This is a genomic window from Pseudomonas sp. yb_9, from assembly GCF_043103635.1.
In the GTDB taxonomy this organism is placed as follows: Bacteria; Pseudomonadota; Gammaproteobacteria; order Pseudomonadales; family Pseudomonadaceae; genus Aquipseudomonas; species Aquipseudomonas monteilii.
Genome location: NZ_JBICKA010000047.1, coordinates 135,759 through 150,766, shown reverse-complemented (window position 1 = coordinate 150,766; position 15,008 = coordinate 135,759). Strand labels below are relative to the sequence as shown.

General features: G+C 63.3%; 12 protein-coding genes. 10 read left to right on the top strand and 2 right to left on the bottom strand.

Features of this window, described 5'->3' with window-relative positions:
• Positions 1-57 precede the first annotated feature (57 nt).
• Positions 58-2,277, bottom strand: coding sequence for a primosomal protein N' (locus ACF8MI_RS13590; RefSeq protein ID WP_060498056.1), 2,220 nt, complete (start codon positions 2,275-2,277; stop codon positions 58-60).
• Positions 2,278-2,444: 167 nt separating this feature from the next.
• Here ACF8MI_RS13590 and rpmE point away from each other — a divergent pair, with 167 nt between their 5' ends.
• From rpmE to ACF8MI_RS13575, 3 genes are all read left to right on the top strand, one after another.
• Positions 2,445-2,660: a 50S ribosomal protein L31 gene (gene rpmE, locus ACF8MI_RS13585; protein ID WP_012274639.1), complete on the top strand. Its 216-nt coding sequence runs from the start codon at positions 2,445-2,447 to the stop codon at positions 2,658-2,660.
• 2 nt (positions 2,661-2,662) lie between these two features.
• The gene (locus ACF8MI_RS13580) at positions 2,663-3,484 is read left to right on the top strand and encodes a thermonuclease family protein (protein WP_060498055.1); all 822 of its coding nucleotides are present in this window, start codon (positions 2,663-2,665) and stop codon (positions 3,482-3,484) included.
• A 178-nt stretch (positions 3,485-3,662) separates the two neighbouring features.
• Positions 3,663-4,931, top strand: coding sequence for a malic enzyme-like NAD(P)-binding protein (locus tag ACF8MI_RS13575; protein ID WP_060498054.1), 1,269 nt, complete (start codon positions 3,663-3,665; stop codon positions 4,929-4,931).
• A gap of 342 nt (positions 4,932-5,273) precedes the next feature.
• Here the strand turns inward: ACF8MI_RS13575 and ACF8MI_RS13570 are convergent, their stop codons facing one another.
• Positions 5,274-7,727 (bottom strand): penicillin-binding protein 1A, encoded by a 2,454-nt coding sequence (locus ACF8MI_RS13570; protein WP_060498053.1) that lies wholly within the window; start codon positions 7,725-7,727, stop codon positions 5,274-5,276.
• 191 nt (positions 7,728-7,918) lie between these two features.
• On the opposite strand from ACF8MI_RS13570, the gene pilM reads away from it, so the two are divergent.
• The 7 genes from pilM to ACF8MI_RS13535 all read left to right on the top strand — a co-directional run bounded on the left by pilM (position 7,919) and on the right by ACF8MI_RS13535 (position 14,885).
• Positions 7,919-8,800, top strand: a complete 882-nt coding sequence (gene pilM, locus ACF8MI_RS13565; protein ID WP_104833799.1) for a type IV pilus biogenesis protein PilM — start codon at positions 7,919-7,921, stop codon at positions 8,798-8,800.
• A complete protein-coding gene (locus ACF8MI_RS13560; protein ID WP_060498051.1) occupies positions 8,797-9,333 on the top strand; it encodes a PilN domain-containing protein in 537 nt (178 codons plus the stop codon). The genes pilM and ACF8MI_RS13560 overlap by 4 nt, the downstream gene beginning before the upstream one ends.
• An 11-nt stretch (positions 9,334-9,344) precedes the next feature.
• Complete coding sequence (locus tag ACF8MI_RS13555) at positions 9,345-10,346, top strand: pilus assembly protein PilP (RefSeq protein WP_060498096.1); 1,002 nt, start codon at positions 9,345-9,347, stop codon at positions 10,344-10,346.
• Complete coding sequence (locus ACF8MI_RS13550; RefSeq protein WP_082426354.1) at positions 10,270-11,538, top strand: type IV pilus secretin PilQ; 1,269 nt, start codon at positions 10,270-10,272, stop codon at positions 11,536-11,538. Before ACF8MI_RS13555 ends, ACF8MI_RS13550 begins: the two co-directional genes overlap by 77 nt.
• Positions 11,539-11,542: 4 nt before the next feature.
• Positions 11,543-12,061 (top strand): shikimate kinase AroK, encoded by a 519-nt coding sequence (gene aroK / locus ACF8MI_RS13545; protein WP_028698445.1) that lies wholly within the window; start codon positions 11,543-11,545, stop codon positions 12,059-12,061.
• Positions 12,062-12,158: 97 nt separating this feature from the next.
• The gene (aroB, locus tag ACF8MI_RS13540; RefSeq protein WP_060498049.1) at positions 12,159-13,256 is read left to right on the top strand and encodes a 3-dehydroquinate synthase; all 1,098 of its coding nucleotides are present in this window, start codon (positions 12,159-12,161) and stop codon (positions 13,254-13,256) included.
• A 15-nt stretch (positions 13,257-13,271) separates the two neighbouring features.
• Positions 13,272-14,885, top strand: a complete 1,614-nt coding sequence (locus tag ACF8MI_RS13535) for an SPOR domain-containing protein (RefSeq protein WP_200928872.1) — start codon at positions 13,272-13,274, stop codon at positions 14,883-14,885.
• Positions 14,886-15,008: the final 123 nt, after the last annotated feature.

The window sequence follows — 15,008 nt, the reverse complement described above, 5'->3', positions numbered from 1 at the left end:
ATTATCCGTGGCTGGGAGCGGGTTGCCAACCTTTGGGGCTGCAAAGCAGCCCGGACGTCAGTACAGATCGACCGGGTCGACATCCAGTGACCAGCGCACCTGGCGCCCGCTCGGCATCTGCTCCAACACTAGCAACCAGGCGCTGATCAGTCGATGCAATGGCGCCCGGGTATTGGCCTGTATCAACAGTTGCGCACGGAAGCGCCCGGCGCGGCGCTCCATGGGCGCCGGTACTGGGCCTAGCAGTTCGATACCCGGCAGGCGTTGTTCGGCCACCAGGCGTTCGGCCGCGGCGCAGGCTTCATCGAGGAAGCCTTCGGCCTGCCCCGGCTTGTGCGCTTCGGCACGCAACAGCGCCAAATGAGAATAAGGTGGCAAACCGGCGGCGCGGCGCTCGTCCAGGGCCTGTTCGGCAAAGGCGAAGTAGCCCTGTTCGGTAAGCTGCACCAGCAGCGGGTGGTCGGCCAAGTGGGTCTGAATGATGACCTTGCCAGGCTCCTCGGCACGCCCGGCACGCCCGGCCACCTGCACGATCAACTGCGCCATGCGTTCGCTGGCGCGGAAATCACCCGAGAACAGCCCGCCATCGGCGTCGAGGATGGCCACCAGGGTAACCCGTGGGAAATGGTGACCCTTGGCAAGCATCTGCGTGCCCACAAGGATGCTCGGCTGGCCACGCTGGATGGTACTGAACAGGTTGTGCATGGCGTCCTTGCGCGCCGTGCTGTCGCGGTCCACCCGCAGTATCGGGTAGTCCGGGAACAGCACCTTCAGGCGTTCTTCGGCGCGCTCGGTGCCAGCGCCGACCGGGCGCAGGTCCACGTGGTTGCATTGCGGGCACTGGTGCGGCAGGCGCTCGTCATAACCGCAGTGGTGGCAGCGCAGTACGCCGGAGCGTTGATGCACGGTCATGCGCGCGTCGCAACGTGGGCATTCGGACAGCCAGCCGCAATCGTGGCACAGCAGGGTCGGGGCGAAGCCGCGGCGGTTGAGGAACACCAGCACTTGCTGGCCGGCTTCCAGGGTCTGGCGGATGGCTTGTTGCAACGGGCCGCTGATACCGCTGTCCAGCGGCAGGCTCTTCACGTCCAGGCGCAGCATGCGTGGCGGGCGTGCGCCGCCGGCGCGCTGGTTCATGCGCAGCAGGCGGTAGCGGCCGGTCAGGGCGTTGTGCAGCGTTTCCAGCGACGGCGTGGCGGAGCCGAGCAGGATCGGGATGTTTTCCTGGTGGGCACGCACCAGTGCTAGGTCGCGGGCGTGGTAGCGCAGGCCCTCCTGCTGTTTATAGGAACCGTCGTGTTCCTCGTCGATGATGATCAGGCCGGGGTTTTTCATTGGCGTGAACAGCGCCGAGCGAGTGCCGATGATGATGTCGGCCTCGCCGTCACGCGCCGCCAGCCAGGCGTCCAGGCGTTCGCGGTCGTTCACCGCCGAATGCAGCAGCGCGATGCGGGCGTTGAAGCGTTGTTCGAAGCGCGCCAGGGTTTGCGGGCCGAGGTTGATTTCGGGGATCAGTACCAGCGCCTGCTTGCCGGCTTCCAGGGTTTCGCGGATCAGTTGCAGGTAGACCTCGGTCTTGCCGCTGCCGGTGACGCCGGCCAGCAGGAACGCGCCGAAGCCGCCAAAACCCTCGCGTACGGCGTCGAAGGCATCGCGTTGTTCTTCGTTGAGCGGCAGTTCCGGTTGTGCCAGCCAGTGTTCGTGGCGCAGTGCCGGCAAGTGGCGACGGACCTCGACCTGTACCAGTTCCTTGGCCAGTAGCAGGTCGAGGCTGTCCTTGTTCAGGTTGAGCTTGGCCAGCAGGGTGTGGGCTACGCCATGCGGGTGCTGGGCCAGGGTCTTGAGGGCGTCGCGCTGGCGCGGCGCGCGGGCAATGCGAGGGTCTTCCAGGCGTGCGCCGGGGGCAATGTGCCAGAAGCGCTCCTGGCGCATTTCGGCGGGTTCGCCCTGGCGCAGCAGCGTGGGCAAGGCCCAGCTCAGGGTGTCGCCCAGGCTGTGCTGGTAGTACTGGGCGGTCCACAGGCACAGCTTGAACAGCGACGCCGGGATGGGGGACACCGGGTCGAGCAGGGCGCTGGCCGGTTTCAGCTTGTCGGCAGGCACTTCGCTCTGTGCGCATACCTCCACCAGCACACCGATCATTTCGCGGCGGCCAAAGGGCACGCGGATGCGCATGCCCGGGGTCAATGCCTGGCGCGCCATGCTCGCCGGCGCCTTGTAGTCGAACAGGCGGCGCAGCGGGGAGGGCAGGGCAAGGCGCAGGATGACGTCGGACACGCAAAAAGTCTCGGAGGGCGTTACAAGAATTGGCGAGCCTAGCAGACGACGGTCGGTGCAAGCGACATCTTGCACTGACGCTGTGCTCTGGTATTATTCGCCGCCTAATTACGTGCGGTATTCAACAATTGGTGTTGGGTGGCGGCACGCAGCTCGAGGAAGTGACCATGAAAGAAGGTATCCACCCGAACTACGAAGTAGTTGCAGTCACCTGCAGCTGCGGCAACAAGTTCGAAACCCGTTCGACCCTGGGCAATGTCCTGTCGATCGACGTTTGCAACCTGTGCCACCCGTTCTACACCGGTAAGCAGAAAGTCCTGGACACCGGCGGCCGCGTACAGAAGTTCGCCGATCGCTTCGGTATGTTCGGTACCAAGAAGTAATCATGCGCATGGCGAACCCCTCAGGTTTCGCAATGCTGCAAAAAAAGGCGCCCCTTGTGGGCGCTTTTTTTATGGGCGTCATCTGGGCCTTTCCCGCCATGGCATTCTGCCCGCTGCCGCAGCAGCCACAGCAGGTGCTGGTGCGCCAGGTGGTGGATGGCGATACCGTGCGCCTGGCCGATGGCCGCAGTGTACGCCTGATTGGCATCAACGCCCCGGAAATTGGCCGCAACGGGCGCACCAGCGAGCCTTATGCCGAGGCCGCGAAGCGACGCTTGCAGGCGCTGGTCAAGGCCAGTGATGGGCGTGTCGGGTTGGTGCCCGGCGTTGAGGCCAAAGACAAATATGGCCGCACACTGGCGCATATCTACGGTCGCAATGGCGACAATCTGGAAGCACAGTTGCTGAGTGAGGGTTTGGGCTACCGCGTGGCAGTTGCCCCGAATGTACGTCTCAGCGGTTGCCAGCAACTTGCCGAGCAAGCGGCACGCAAGGCAGGCAGCGGCTTGTGGCGCCGTTCGCCCGTGGTGCCGGCAGGGGAGGTCAGACAGGCGGGTTTTGCTGTGGTTAGTGGCCGCATCGAGGGTATCGAACGCAACCGTGGCGGTGTCTGGCTGACGCTGGACGACGCCGTGGTGCTGCAGGTTCCCGCTCGTCTGCAACGCAACTTCCCCCCCAGCTTCTTCGATAACCTCAAGGGACGCCAGGTCGAGGCGCGTGGCTGGGTGCTTGATCGTTCCCGCAAGGGCGGCCTGAAGCCCGGGCAGCGACGCTGGGTGTTGCCATTGACCGATCCGAGCATGTTGGAACGTATTTCAGGCTAAAAGATGTAGACATTTCGCTATTGGATTGTACACACTGTGAGCCGTATGCCCCCGTGGGTTATAGCGTAAAGTCGTAGGCTAAAGGCCTTGACACAAGTGACCGACCAGTCTTGTGACTCCCCGGCTCTTTGCGTATCCTCGGCGGTCCGTCAGAACAGTAAATAGCGGAATGCCCACCATGTCAGACCTGAAAACCGCCGCTCTCGAATACCACGCTCAACCTCGTCCGGGGAAACTGAGCGTCGAGCTCTCCAAGCCCACTGCCACCGCCCGTGACCTCGCCCTGGCCTATAGCCCAGGTGTTGCAGAGCCCGTGCGTGAAATCGGCCGTGATCCAGAGCTGGCTTACAAATACACCGGCAAAGGCAACCTGGTTGCGGTGATTTCCGATGGCACCGCCATCCTCGGTCTGGGCGACCTCGGCCCACTGGCTTCCAAGCCGGTCATGGAAGGCAAGGGTGTTCTGTTCAAGCGTTTCGCCGGTATCGACGTGTTCGACATCGAAGTCGAATCGGAAAGCCCGCAAGCGTTCATCGACACCGTTCGCCGTATTTCGATTACCTTCGGTGGCATCAACCTCGAAGACATCAAGGCGCCTGAGTGCTTCGAGATCGAGCGCACCCTGATCGAACAGTGCGACATTCCGGTATTCCACGATGACCAGCACGGTACCGCCATCGTGACCGCAGCCGGCATGATCAACGCCCTGGAAATCGCCGGCAAGAAGCTGGAAGACGCCAAGATCGTCTGCCTGGGTGCTGGTGCAGCCGCTATCTCCTGCATGAAGCTGCTGGTGAGCATGGGTGCCAAGGTCGAGAACATCTACATGATCGACCGCAGCGGCGTGATTCACGCTGGCCGTGACGACCTGAACCAGTACAAGGCGCAGTTCGCCCACGCTACCGACAAGCGCACCCTGGCTGATGCCCTGAACGGTGCAGACGTGTTCGTAGGCCTGTCCGGCCCGAACCTGCTGAGCCCGGAAGGCCTGAAGTCGATGGCGGCCAACCCGATCGTGTTCGCTTGCTCGAACCCGGACCCGGAAATCTCGCCAGAGCTGGCGCACGCCACCCGTAACGACGTGATCATGGCCACCGGGCGTTCCGACTACCCGAACCAGGTCAACAACGTGCTGGGCTTCCCGTTCATCTTCCGTGGCGCTCTGGACGTTCGCGCCAAGCGCATCAACGAAGAAATGAAGATCGCTGCCGCTATCGCCCTGAAAGACCTGGCCAAGCTGCCAGTGCCGAAGGAAGTGTGCGAAGCCTACGGCGTCGAAGGCCTGGAGTTCGGCCGTGAGTACATCATTCCGAAGCCGCTGGATGCACGTCTGATCACCGTCGTTTCCGACGCTGTGGCCAAGGCCGCCATCGAATCCGGCGTCGCTACCCTGCCGTATCCGAAGCACTATCCGCTGACCAGCGTGGATGACGTGTTCAACGGCTGATTGCCGCTGTAGCGTCACGAAAAAGCCCCGGCTCGTATGAGCCGGGGCTTTTTATTGGCCGGGACATTTGGAGCGCCTGGAGGATCGAGCGCCGCCCGCGCGGCGCATCGCGAGCTGCGCTCGCTCCTACGTTTGTTTCGGGCCAGTTACGCCTGCGACAGGCGCGCGCGACCGCCTTGTTTGTACGACGTGATATTGAGCCTTACGCCAAAGCGTTCGCGCGCAAATCCCACAGGAATAATTGGCCCGAAACAAACGTAGGAGCGAGCGCAGCTCGCGATGCGCCGCGTGGGCGGCGCTCGATTTACGCGCCCACGCAAAACCTGAGTCAGGCACCCAGCCTCAGAACAGATCCATCGGCGCCGCTTCATCGGCTGGCAGCGGGCTGCCCGGTGCTGCGCCATTGCCCAGCTCATCCACCGAGGGTGGCGAGTCTTCAGCTTTGAACAGCTCAAAGTAGGCATTCGGCGTACTCGGCGAGGCAGCGCGGCCACTGACCGGGTCGACCCGCAGGCTAAGGATGCCTTCCGGTTCTGCCGGTGCGTGATTCGGCTTGTCCTTCAGTGCCGCGCCCATGAAGCTCATCCAGATCGGCAAGGCCGCCGTACCGCCGTATTCGCGACGGCCGAGGGTTTCCGGCTGGTCGAAACCGACCCACACGGTGGTCACGTAATCGGCGTTGTAGCCGGAGAACCAGGCGTCCTTGGATTCGTTGGTGGTGCCTGTCTTGCCCGCCAGGTCGGTGCGGCCCAGTGCCAGCGCCCGGCGGCCGGTGCCGCGCTTGATCACGTCCTGCAGCATGCTGGTGAGGATGTAGGTGGTGCGCCCGTCGATGATTTGTTCGGCCACCGCAGGTGCTTGTGGTGCATTCGCAACCTGGCTGAAGGCCGGTGGCGCCTCACCTGGCATGGCGGCGGTGCTGATCGGCTGTTCGGGTGCGGCCAGGCCTGCCTGGTCCTCGGCACCTTGCGGTACGCGGGCCGGGTTGGCGGTGAACAGCGTTTCGCCGCTGCGGCTTTCGATGCGGTCGATCAGGTACGGGGTGATCTTGTAGCCGCCGTTGGCGAATGTGCTCCAGCCGGTGGCGATTTCCATCGGGGTCAGGGTGGCGGTGCCCAGGGCCAGCGACAGGTTGCGTGGCAGGTCCTGCTTGTTGAAACCGAACTTGGCAATGTAGTCGATGGTGCGGTCTACACCCATGGCCTGCAGCAAGCGGATCGACACCAGGTTACGCGACTTGTACAGCGCTTCGCGCATGCGGATCGGGCCGAGGAAGGTGTTGGTATCGTTCTTCGGCCGCCACACTTTATCCACCGACTCGTCGACGAACACGATCGGCGCATCGTTGACCAGGGTGGCTGCCGTGTAGCCGCTGTCCAGTGCGGCACTGTAGATGAATGGCTTGAAGCTCGAACCCGGTTGGCGCTTGGCCTGCATGGCGCGGTTGTAGTTGCTCTGCTCGAATGAGAAGCCGCCAACCAGCGCACGAATGGCGCCGTTGTAAGGGTCGAGGGTGACCAGGGCGCTTTGTGCGCCAGGCACCTGGCTGAACTTGAGCTTGCCATCGTCCAGCCGCTGCAGGCGCACGAGGTCGCCGACCTGGGCCACGTCGGCCGGCGACTGCGGTGTACGGCCCTGGGCGTTGCTGTTTATGAACGGACGCGCCCACTTCATGGTGTCCCAGGCAACCTCGGCTTGCTGGCCGTCGCGGGTCAGCACCTTTAGGCCGGTTTTCTCGACATGGGTGACGATGGCCGGCTCCAGGCCCCCAAGGATGCGCTGCTTGCCCAGTTCCTGTAGCCAGGCTGCCTGGGTGCGGCCCGGGAAGCGGGCTTCGGGGCCGCGGTAACCGTGGCGCTCGTCGTAGTCGGAGAGGCCGTTGAGGATGGCCTTGTTGGCCATTTCCTGCATGTCGCTGGGCACCGTGGTGGTGACGCGGAAGCCTTCGGTGTAGGCGTCGCTGCCGTAACGGCCGACCATCTCCGCGCGGGCCATTTCAGCGATGTAGGGGGCATTCACCTCAGGCGTCGGCACGTGATAGCTCGCATTGAGCGGCTCGGCCAGGGCAGCCTGGTAGCTGGCTTCGTCGATCTTGCCCAGCTTGTACATGCGGCCAAGGATCCAGTCGCGGCGCTCCTTGGCGCGCACCGGGTTGGCCAGTGGATTGAAGCGTGACGGTGCTTTGGGCAGGCCAGCGATCATGGCCATCTGCGCCAGGCTCACGTCGCGGATCGACTTGCCGTAATACACCTGCGCGGCAGCGTCGATGCCGTAGGCGCGGTTGCCCAGGTAGATCTTGTTCACGTACAGCTCGAGGATCTCGTCCTTGGTCAGCTCGCGCTCGATCTGCAGGGCCAGCAGGATCTCGTTGGTCTTGCGCGAGAAGCTGCGTTCGCTGGTGAGGAAGAAGTTTTTCGCCACCTGCATGGTGATGGTGCTGCCGCCGGTCTGGATATGCCCGGTTTTTACCAGCTGGGTCGCCGCGCGCATCAGGCTGCTGGGGTCGACACCGTAGTGGTTGAGGAAATTGTCATCCTCGGCTGACAGAAGTGCCTGAATGAACTGTGGCGGAATTTCCGCGAAGCGGATCGGCGAGCGGCGCATTTCGCCAAACTCGGCAATCAGCTTGCCATCGCTGCTGTACACCCGGAGGGGTATCTGCAACTGGATGCTTCTGAGCGACTCGACCGAGGGCAGGCTGGGGCTAAGATACAGAAACGCACCGCTCACACCGAGTACGAGCGCGCAGATGACTGCGACGGAAGACCACCAGAAGAACTTCAGCAGACGTATCAAGGCTTTTCGGTGTCCAGGTTGAGAGTGGATTGCACGCAGGTCCGGCGGACCAGAAAACGCTGGGCATTATAAGCATTTTTTCGCCTCTCCGGGTTACCGGCCAGGCTGCCCGTTGCCCCGATGAGCAGCCCTGGCCCAGTGTTACCGCGGGGTTGCGACAGATCGCTGCGACACGCAGCAAGGAAGCCGCGATGTTAGGACGCTTCGGCAAGGATGCCGGTTCACTGGTGGGGGTAGAAATTGCCCCGGACGCTGTCCGGGTTGTGCAGCTTCAGCAGCGCAGCCGGCGTTGTCGGGTGCTTGCCTCGGCTCAGGAACCGTTCGAGTCAGCGGCGGGCAATGATTGGACTACGGAGCCCGCTGCGGTGGTGGCAGCCTTGCGTCGTGCCTACCGGCGCAGTGGTCTCAGGCAACGACGGGTAGCGTTGGCGTTACCCGCCAACCAGGTGATCTGCAAGCTGTGCCATCTGCCGATGGAGCAGGCTGGTGTAGAGCTGGAGGCGCAGTTGCTGGCCGATGCCGAGCGACTGTTTCCGTTTCCGCTGGAGGACCTGGCCCTGGATTTTCAGGTGTTGGGGGCGTCTCGCGTGCAACCGGGATGCGCCGAGGTGATGGTGGCCGCATGCCGGCAAAGTGCGTTGGTGTCACTGGAGGCTATCGTCGACGAGGCAGGGTTGCAGCTGGAAGCCGTCGAGGTCGATAACATCGCCCTGTGCCGCATGTTGCCTCAGGGGTGCTTCGAAGGCTCAGCATTACTGCGTGTAGAGGCACATGGTGCAGTTCTGTATGACTGGCATCCCGGTCGGCCCAGCCAGCGGCGTGAATTGCAAACGCAGGGGCAGAAGGGGATGGGGCCGCTGTCGGAGGCGCTGCATAGGCTGCTTGCCGATGAGCATTTGCCTGCGGGCCTGTGGATAACCAGCAGTTGTTCGCTGGATCCTGACTGGCTGCAAAGCCTGGGCCGTCAACTGAAAACGACGTGCCGGCATTTGCCTGGCCGGGCCGGGCTTGAGCATGTCGACGGGTCGATGCTGCTGGCTTGCGCCCTCGCTTATGGAGGATTGCGGCCATGATGCGACTGAACCTGCTGCCTTGGCGTGAGCGGCAGCGCCAGGCCACGCTTCGGCGTTTTCGCTCCCGGTTGGTCGCTGGCGCCATTCTGGCGCTGTGCGCGGTGATGCTGGTCGACCAGTTGGCCCGTCAGCGCGGGCAGCAACAGGCGCTGTCCAACACCCGGCAACAGGCCGCGCTCGATCGCCTGGCCGAGCAATTGCGGCCGTTGGATGATGTGCGTGCACAGCATCAGGCGCTGCTGGAGCGTTTGGCTGCGCTTGAGCGTTTGCGCACTCAGCAGGGCATTCTGGGTGATGTGTTCACTGACCTCGAAGGGGCGCTGCCGATGGGCGTGCAGCTTCTTGACCTCAGCCTGGAAAACGGCCATTTGCAGCTGGCCGGGCTGGCTACCTCCGGCGCCGTGGTTGCGCAGTTCATGCGCGACCTGGAACATTCGCGTGTTCTGCTCGACCTGGAACTCAAGCGCATCAGGAGCGTGCCGGGTGGCGATGAGTTTCTGTTGGCTGCGCGCGTTTCGGCGTTCTGGTCGTGAATGTGGCGCCGATCTTTGCCTGGCTGGCGGTCGCCGAGCACTCCAGGCGTATCAGGTGCCTGGCGCCAGCCATGGTCGCTGTGCTGGTGTTCGGTCTGGGTTGCGCGTTGCGCCTGCCAGCAGCGCTCCAGCAACAGGGACAGGAGGCGTCCAGGCAAGCCTTATTAGATGAACAGCAGTCAGCCAGCACGGCGAAGCGGGTCGAGCTGGAGCAACTGCGGGCAGCGCTGATTGTTGCCGAGCAAGCGTTGCTGGAGGCTCACTGGCACCTGGCCAGCGGGGAGGACATGAGCGACTTGCTCGGCAGCCTGGCTTCGTCGGGGCATGCGCACGGCCTCCTGGTCGAGCGGTTCGATGTGCATGAAAGCGAGCAGCAGGCAGGCTACCGTAAAACACCCCTGCAGGTGCAGGTGATGGGGCCTTACACGGCCTTGCGTCAATGGCTGCACGACTGGCTGGGCCAGGCGCGCCTGCTGCGCAGTGGCGACATCAACCTTTCTATTGTCGAGGGGCAGCCAAGGCTTTTGCGCCTGCAACTGCGTGTAGAGGCCTTCGAGGCAGCCGCACCGGTGCCGGCACCCGAGGCGTTTGCACGCACCTCGGCCAGGGCCGCCACACCAGAACCTGTGGTTGACCCCTTCACGCCAGCAGCGAGACGAATGGCCGGCTTTGGGCTGGGCAGTGTGCCGTTGGCGCAACTGGAAATGGTCGGCAGCCTGTCACGCGGGATGTCGCACGAGGCGCTGCTGATGGCGGCTGGCAGGCTCTATAGGGTTCGGGAAGGCGAGCGTTTAGGGCGTAACCACGGTGTGGTGGAGCGGGTCGACCAAGGCCAGGTCGAGGTACGCGAACGGCTATTCATGGCGGGGGTGTGGCACGAGCGTACAGCGTTTATCACCCTTGCAAAGCGCCTGGGCAAGGAGGCCCTGGACCAGAATGAAAATGTTGATGAAATGGGTGTTGGCAGCCCTGCTGCCGATCCCGCTGGCGTCGGCGATGCCTTACCAGGGTGAGCCCCTGTCGTTGAACTTCCAGGATGTGGAAGTGCGCTCGGTGCTGCAGGTACTGGCTGATTATGCGGGCGTCAACCTGGTTGCGGGTGACGACGTACAAGGCAACGTCACCTTGCGTTTACAGGATGTACCTTGGGATCAGGCACTCGACCTGGTGTTGCGAAGCAAGGGGCTGGCCCGGCGGCAGGAGGGTAATGTACTGCTGGTGGCACCTGCGGCAGCGTTTGCCGCGCAGCCGTTCGATGCCCCCGTGGGGCTGGAGCCGGATGCGCAGGTGCAGCCGCTGCGCCGTGAGCTGATACCGATCCATCATGCCAAAGCCGCCGAGTTGGTTGAGCTATTGCTGACCAGCCTGGCGGATGACGGCACCCTCACTGCCAGAGGCAGCCTGGCAGTCGACGAGCGCACCAACACACTGGTGGCGTACCAGCCCGCCGACCGCCTGGCGGAACTGCGGCAGCTGGTTGCTCAACTGGACGTGCCGGTGCGCCAGGTGGCGATCGAGGCGCGTATCGTTGAAGCCAACGTCGATTACGAGAAAAGCCTGGGGGTGCGCTGGGGCGGGCCGCTGTATAGCGAAAACCTGCGGCCGGGCCAGGAGCTGTTTGTCGATCTTGGTGTGGAGCGCGCGGGCAGTAGTCTCGGTCTGGGCCTGCTGCGTGGCGACGTGTTGCTCGACCTGGAGCTCAGCGCCATGGAAAAAAGCGGCAACGGCGAGATCATTTCGCAGCCCAAAGTGGTAACGGCCGACAAGGAAACGGCCAGGATCCTCAAAGGCACCGAGGTGCCTTACCAGGAGACCAGTCAGAGTGGCGCCACCTCGGTGTCGTTTCGCGAAGCCTCGCTGTCGCTGGAGGTGACTCCGCAGATCACCCCGGACAATAAGGTGATCATGACCGTCAGGGTGACCAAGGACGAGCCGGATTACGTCAATGCCTTGAACAACGTGCCGCCGATTCGCAAGAACGAGGTCAATGCCAAGGTTCGCGTGGCCGACGGTGAAACGATCGTGATTGGTGGCGTGTACTCGACTTCGCAAAACAATGTGGTCGACAAGGTGCCATTTTTCGGCGATCTGCCGTATGTTGGGCGGCTGTTTCGACGCGATGCATTACAAGAGAAAAAATCCGAGCTGCTGGTCTTCCTGACTCCGCGTATCATGAGTGACCAGGCGATTGCTGTGAGTCGTTGATTCTGTGCGAAATTTGATACTTGTGGGGCCCATGGGCGCTGGTAAAAGCACCATTGGACGCCTTTTGGCCAAAGAGCTGCGCCTGCTGTTCAAGGATTCCGACAAGGAAATCGAACTGCGGTGCGGCGCCAATATCCCGTGGATTTTCGACAAGGAAGGCGAGCCGGGTTTTCGTGATCGCGAGCAAGCGATGATCGCCGAACTGTGCGCGCTTGACGGCGTGGTCCTGGCCACCGGCGGCGGCGCGGTGATGCGCGAAGCCAACCGCCAGGCATTGCACCAGGGTGGTCGGGTGATCTACCTGCACGCCTCGGTGGAGCAGCAGGTTGGTCGTACCGCGCGCGACCGCAATCGCCCGCTGCTGCGCACCGCCAACCCCGAGGCGACCTTGCGCGCCCTGCTGGAAGCGCGTGACCCGCTCTACCGCGAGATCGCCGACCTGGTGGTGGAAACCGACGAGCGGCCGCCGCGCATGGTGGTGATCGACATTCTCGAGCGCTTGCAGCAGTTGCCGCCCCGTTAACCCGGGACTATTCTCGGCCACCAGCGCCGAGGCGAGGTTCAACGTTACCGCGCAGGTTGCCCGAACGGCGCCGCGCCCAAGTACATTGTGGGGATACATGCAGACACTTAAGGTCGACCTGGGCGAGCGTAGCTACCCGATCTACATTGGCGAAGGCTTGCTGGACCAGCCCGAGCTGCTGGCACCGCACATTGCCGGCCGGCAAGTCGCCATCGTTTCCAACGAGACCGTCGCGCCCCTGTATCTCGAACGCCTGACCAAGACCCTCGGCGCCTATTCGGTGCTGCCAGTGGTGTTGCCCGATGGTGAGGCCTACAAGAACTGGGAAACCCTGCAGCTGATATTCGATGGCCTGCTGACCGCCCGCCATGATCGCCGCACCACCGTGGTCGCTCTGGGCGGCGGTGTCATCGGTGACATGGCCGGCTTCGCGGCCGCCTGCTACCAGCGTGGTGTCGATTTCATCCAGGTGCCGACCACCCTGCTGTCCCAGGTCGACTCCTCGGTGGGCGGCAAGACCGGTATCAACCACCCGCTGGGCAAGAACATGGTCGGTGCCTTCTATCAGCCCAATGCAGTGCTGATCGACACCACCAGCCTGAAGACGCTGCCCGCGCGGGAGCTGTCGGCTGGACTGGCCGAAGTGATCAAGTACGGCCTGATCTGCGACAAGCCGTTCCTCGCCTGGCTTGAAGACAATATGCAGGCCCTGCGCGGCCTGGACCCTGTGGCCCTGACTGAAGCCATTCGTCGTTCCTGCGCAGCAAAGGCTGCTGTGGTCGGGGCCGATGAGCGTGAGTCCGGCGTACGGGCCACGCTGAACCTGGGGCATACCTTCGGGCATGCCATCGAGACCCACATGGGCTACGGCGTGTGGCTGCACGGCGAAGCCGTGGCAGCGGGCACGGCGATGGCCCTGGAAATGTCCATGCGCCTTGGCTGGATCGACCAGGCCGAGCGCGATCGCGGAATCCGCCTGTTGCAGGACGCAGGTTTGCCGGTGGTGCCACCACAGGAAATGACCCCGGCGCATTTCATGGAGCACATGGCGGTCGACAAGAAGGTGCTCGACGGTCGTCTGCGTCTGGTGCTGCTGCGCCAGATGGGCGAGGCCGTGGTGACCGACGACTATCCGAAAGAGATTCTACAGGCCACGCTGTCGGCGGATTACCGCGCGATCGTGGCCCAGCTTTGAGGTTGTGACAGCGCAATGACCAGTTTGCATGCCGATGAGGCCTTTCTCGACCATTACCAGTTGAGCCACGATCCGTTCGCACCCCGCGTGCCCGGCTTCAAGTTTTTCCCGGCCCAGCGCAAGCCCGTGCTTGGCCAGTTGCACCATCTGGCACGCTACAGCCACTTGATGCTGGTAGTCAGCGGCCCGCTGGGCAGCGGAAAGTCGCTGCTGCGCCAGGCCCTGGTGGCCAGTACCAACAAACAGGCGGTGCAGAGCGTGGTGGTGTCTGCCCGCAGTGCCAGCGATGCTTCCGGCATGCTGGCCCAGGTCGCCCAGGACCTGGGGGTGGACCAGGCTGAAGTGCAGGCGATTCTGTCCAAGGTGGTGCAACTGGCACTCACCGGGCAGGAAGTGTATTTGCTGGTGGACGATGCGGAACAACTCGACGAGTCGGCACTCCAAGCGTTGCTGGAATTGGCGGCCGGTGTGCCGGAAGGGCGCCCGCATGTGTTCCTGTTCGGTGAACCGTCACTGATTGTCGGGCTGGATGAGCTCAATATCGAGGAAGAACGCTTCCACATCATCGAGCTCGCCCCCTACAGTGAAGAGGAAACCCGTGAGTACCTGGAGCAGCGTCTGGAAGGCGCTGGCCGGGGCATCGAGGTGTTCAGCCGTGAACAGATCGTCGATATCCATGAAAACTCCGACGGTTGGCCTGGCAACATCAACCAGGTCGCCCGTGACACTCTGATCGAAGCCATGATCGCCAGCCGCTCGACGGCCAAGCGACCATCCATGGGGTTCAAGATGCCTAAAAAACATGTGCTCGCGCTGTCCGCTGTGGTCGTGGTCGCCGTTGGCGCCGCGGTGTTGATGCCCAAGAAAGGCGACAAGGCGCCGGCCGATGCGCCAGCCGCCCAAGCACAGTTGCCGCTTGGCGAAGGCAAGCAAGGTGCTGCCATCGAATTCTCTGGCTCGTCCCAGCCGATGCCACTGCCTTTGGTGGGCCAGTCCCAGCCGGTGATGCGCGAACCGCTGGCCCAGGCCGCAGGCATGGGTGAAGGTGAAGAAGGCAGCCCGGCAGGCGACACCGCCCTGCAGCCTGGCAACCCACCGCCCACCGTGACCACCATTGCCCCGCCGCAAGGCTTGCCGGCCGGCCCGGCACCTGCGCCTGCCCAGCCCGTTGCCAGTGTGCCTGCCCAGCCAGTGCAGCCGGTGGCGCCTGCGCCGAAACCCGTCGCAACCCAGCCGGTTAAACCGGTTGCACCTGCCAAGCCTGCGCCAGCACCGACCCAGGTTGCCGTGGCCAAGCCAGCCGCCAAACCGGCTGAAAAACCAGCGGCATCCGGTGGTGGCAGCGGTGGCTGGTACGCCGGGCAAAAGCCGGGTAACTATGTGGTGCAGATCCTCGGCACCAGCTCCGAGGCTTCGGCCCAGGCGTACGTCAAGGCCCAGGGTGGCGACTATCGCTACTTCAAGAAAAACCTGCAGGGCAAGCCGTTGTACGTCGTGACTTATGGCAGCTTCGCCAACCGCGATGCAGCGGTTGCGGCAATCAAGAACTTGCCAGCGAAGGTCCAGGCTGGTAAACCTTGGCCACGTACCGTCGCCAGCGTCCAACAAGAGCTGGCCTCGGCCCGCTGATACCTTCCGGGCGGCATCACCCCGCCGCCCAGTAGCTAAGCGAATTCTAGCTTTCGACTAGCCTGCTGCGTTTTAACGCGGCAGGCTTTTCTGTCCCAGACTGCCGGCCACAAGCCTTACTTG

What these genes read in the sequence shown, in the direction of transcription:
- rpmE (WP_012274639.1), top strand. Translation starts at nt 2,445, where the DNA reads ATGAAAGAAGGTATCCACCCGAACTACGAAGTAGTTGCAGTCACCTGC.
- ACF8MI_RS13580 (WP_060498055.1), top strand. Translation starts at nt 2,663, where the DNA reads ATGCGCATGGCGAACCCCTCAGGTTTCGCAATGCTGCAAAAAAAGGCG.
- ACF8MI_RS13575 (WP_060498054.1), top strand. Translation starts at nt 3,663, where the DNA reads ATGTCAGACCTGAAAACCGCCGCTCTCGAATACCACGCTCAACCTCGT.
- pilM (WP_104833799.1), top strand. Translation starts at nt 7,919, where the DNA reads ATGTTAGGACGCTTCGGCAAGGATGCCGGTTCACTGGTGGGGGTAGAA.
- ACF8MI_RS13560 (WP_060498051.1), top strand. Translation starts at nt 8,797, where the DNA reads ATGATGCGACTGAACCTGCTGCCTTGGCGTGAGCGGCAGCGCCAGGCC.
- ACF8MI_RS13550 (WP_082426354.1), top strand. Translation starts at nt 10,270, where the DNA reads ATGAAAATGTTGATGAAATGGGTGTTGGCAGCCCTGCTGCCGATCCCG.
- aroB (WP_060498049.1), top strand. Translation starts at nt 12,159, where the DNA reads ATGCAGACACTTAAGGTCGACCTGGGCGAGCGTAGCTACCCGATCTAC.
- ACF8MI_RS13535 (WP_200928872.1), top strand. Translation starts at nt 13,272, where the DNA reads ATGACCAGTTTGCATGCCGATGAGGCCTTTCTCGACCATTACCAGTTG.